Origin of the sequence: Roseburia sp. 1XD42-69, assembly GCF_003612565.1 — a bacterium.
In the GTDB taxonomy this organism is placed as follows: Bacteria; Bacillota; Clostridia; order Lachnospirales; family Lachnospiraceae; genus Roseburia_B.
In genome coordinates this window covers 1-1,650 of the sequence record NZ_RAZG01000194.1, presented here as the reverse complement: position 1 = coordinate 1,650, position 1,650 = coordinate 1, and the positions used below count along the sequence as shown (strand labels likewise).

The 1,650-nt window shown below is 35.2% G+C and carries 4 protein-coding genes; all 4 read left to right on the top strand.

Annotated elements, in window-relative coordinates:
• Window positions 1-201 (top strand): hypothetical protein (locus D7Y06_RS26745; protein ID WP_207667361.1); only part of this gene is annotated, 201 nt, incomplete at its 5' end.
• Between the two features lie 16 nt (window positions 202-217).
• Entirely contained in the window at window positions 218-400 is a 183-nt protein-coding gene (locus D7Y06_RS25015) for a hypothetical protein (protein ID WP_120410172.1), read from the top strand.
• A gap of 19 nt (window positions 401-419) precedes the next feature.
• A complete protein-coding gene (locus D7Y06_RS25010; protein WP_120410171.1) occupies window positions 420-773 on the top strand; it encodes a hypothetical protein in 354 nt (117 codons plus the stop codon).
• Between the two features lie 4 nt (window positions 774-777).
• The gene (locus D7Y06_RS25005) at window positions 778-1,287 is read left to right on the top strand and encodes a hypothetical protein (protein WP_120410170.1); all 510 of its coding nucleotides are present in this window, start codon (window positions 778-780) and stop codon (window positions 1,285-1,287) included.
• Window positions 1,288-1,650 lie beyond the last annotated feature (363 nt).

Here is a 1,650-nt window from a genome sequence, read left to right as displayed (position 1 = left end):
CATGATAGAAATATAGCCTATTGTCACATATTTTGCCGCCCTAGTCGAGGTACGCACTATCTACCGTTTACATTCAAAATAGAGAAAAAGATAATGGAACTTGTAAATTTAATCTATTGGAAAGGAGAACAGTGTATTAGAAAGAAGGTGGTAAAATTGCAGCCAGGACAAATAAGGAAGCAGTTGGAAAATTTTATATGATGGGAGGGAATTAATATTGGAACAATTAATGGAAAATGAAGCGTTTTGTATTGGTGTGAATGTGGGAATCCATATTTTTCAGCAGAAGGTACTTACAGCGCATAAGCAAAGAGAAGGTTTGAAAATCGGGGATAATTTATATTATATCCAAAGTGGAAGGGAACGCTTGCAGGAAGTTTTAGAAAAAATATGTAAATGAAGATGGAGGAATCGGCAGAATGGGAATCTTTAGATTAAAAGTGGTACAGCGTGGAACTGTCATTGTTGATGGAGTGGACAGTCTGGAAGAAGCGGAGGAATATCTTGAAAGCTGTAATCCGGTGGATGATGTTAAATGGTCAGGATTTCTTGAAGCTATGCAAGGTGGGATTGAATTACAGAAGATTAATATTCCTGATTATATGACAATTAAAGAGTTTGCAGACAGGATATCAGTTAAACCAGCAGAGATAATTAAATGGTTGTTTCTGCGTGGCAAGATTGCAGATTTTAAATCAGCAATTTGTTTCGATGATATGAGAGAGTTTGCTGATGGGTATGGATTTATATGTGAGAAGGAAACGGAGGAATGAATTAATGAGTTATTGGTATATCGGTATAAGTGTTTTGGTAGTAACGGTGCTTATAATACAAAGCATTGGATTTTATAAACTGCATAAATCCAATATGAAGAGGTTAGGAATCCCTAAATCCAATAAGGATAGTAAAGAATGGAATGATTTTGTTGACTTATTTAAGGAACATAAGATACATGAAGGATTTATAAGAGTATTAGCCAATCATAATGAAGACGAAGAAGTGATGCTGCATTTTAATTCTTTAGGATGGTCAAACGATTATCGTAAGAACAAGTATATATTGGTGAAAGTATCTTTTGAATATGATGGTTATGATAAAGGTGAGCCGGCGAGGTTTGGAAGCTATGATTTATATATGGATCAGATTGTTAATATAGGAAGGATTGAAGAAGGTGGATGTTATGGCAATTATGATATTAACTATCATGTGGATTGCCAGTTAGAAGATGGGAGAATATTACAGTTAATTTTTGAGAGAGAAGAGGATTCAGCTAATGGCAACAGATAGACAAACACCATGCTTATATTATGTATGTGCCGGACTATGTAAGAAGGGCAGAAAAGCGGATCATGCTCATTACTGTCAGCATTGCAATAAGTATAAGCCGAGAGAAAGGGTAAGATATAAGAATCGGAAGAAAGAAAAATTAGAGAAAATCAGGAAGGAAGAGAGGTATTGAATCATGGACGTACATAATTTTCAGTTGAGCGATATATTTCAGCAGAACGCAAAGGAATATGTCACAAGACCAATAAAGGCCATGAAATATCAGCATGGACTTGGTGTTGTTGGGTAGATTGAGGCTGTAAAAAATCTTGTGTCTATGAACTTTAGACTTTCCTGATAAGAATTAGATATGTAAGAGTATTT

Coding starts and splice junctions, on each gene's coding strand:
- D7Y06_RS25010 (WP_120410171.1), top strand. CDS start 420: ATGGGAATCTTTAGATTAAAAGTGGTACAGCGTGGAACTGTCATTGTT.
- D7Y06_RS25005 (WP_120410170.1), top strand. CDS start 778: ATGAGTTATTGGTATATCGGTATAAGTGTTTTGGTAGTAACGGTGCTT.